The organism is Dolichospermum sp. LEGE 00246 (genome assembly GCF_015207865.1).
Lineage (GTDB): Bacteria > Cyanobacteriota > Cyanobacteriia > Cyanobacteriales > Nostocaceae > Dolichospermum > Dolichospermum heterosporum.
Genome location: NZ_JADEWA010000761.1, coordinates 1 through 1149, shown reverse-complemented (window position 1 = coordinate 1149; position 1149 = coordinate 1). Strand labels below are relative to the sequence as shown.

The 1149-nt window shown below is 39.3% G+C and carries 1 protein-coding gene; it reads left to right on the top strand.

Going from position 1 to position 1149, the window contains the following annotated elements; translation table 11 throughout:
- Positions 1-1076 (top strand): RNA-guided endonuclease IscB (gene iscB / locus IQ228_RS26190; RefSeq protein ID WP_027400612.1); only part of this gene is annotated, 1076 nt, incomplete at its 5' end.
- Between the last annotated feature and the right edge of the window lie 73 nt (positions 1077-1149).

Below are 1149 nucleotides of genomic sequence, written 5' to 3'. Positions count from 1 at the left end.
CAACTGGCGAAGTAGTATTTGCTGCTGAATTAAAACATAGAGGCTTTGCAATTAGAGATGCTTTAACTTCTAGAAGTCAATTAAGACGTTCTAGACGTGCCAGAAAAACTCGTTACAGACAACCAAGGTTCTTAAACAGAAACTTCCCAGAAGGATGGTTAGCACCGAGCTTACAAAGTCGGGTTGAGAATATTAAAACTTGGGTTGAAAGATTGCGTAAACTCGCACCAATTAGGGCAATTAGTCAAGAATTAGTCAGGTTTGATATGCAGTTAATGGCTAATCCTGATATTCAAGGTAAGGAATATCAACAGGGAACTTTAGCTGGTTACGAAAGCAGAGAATACTTACTAGAAAAGTGGGGTAGACAATGTGCCTACTGTGGAGTGAAAGACGTTCCTTTTCAAGTAGAGCATATTCATCCACGAGCCAAGGGTGGTAGTAATTCAATTACAAATCTCACTTTAAGTTGTGAAAAATGTAACACTAAAAAAGGCACGAAAGACATCAAAGATTTTCTCAAAAAAGACCCTTCAAAGTTAGAAAAAATCTTGAAGCAAGCTAAAAGACCACTGGCTGATGCAGCAGCAGTAAACACAACTCGCTTGGCATTACTATTCGTTGTCAAAGCGACTGGATTACCTGTAGAAACAGGTTCAGGAGGGTTAACAAAGTTCAATAGAAGTCAGCAAAATCTGGAGAAAACGCACTGGATTGATGCAGCTTGTGTTGGTCAGTCAACTCCAATTCTCAATATCAAAGGCGTTAAGCCATTGCTAATTACAGCTAATGGTCACGGCACTAGACAATCTTGCCGAACTGACAAGTACGGTTTTCCTTCTAGATATGTCCCCAGGTTCAAATTTGTTAATGGTTTTCAAACCGGAGACATTGTGAAAGCTGTTGTCACAAAAGGTAAAAAGATTGGGGCATATATCGGACGAGTAGCGGTGAGGACTAGCGGTAGTTTCAATATCTCAACAATATCTGGACTGATTCAAGGTATCTCTTACAAATACTGTAAATCAATTCACAAAAAGGACGGTTACGAATATGGAAAATCAAAGATTTGTTAATTGCTCAACTGTCCCTTTCATTGTTTGTGCTGGCGCACAAAATTACTCAAGGGACGTTTCACAATTAACCCTC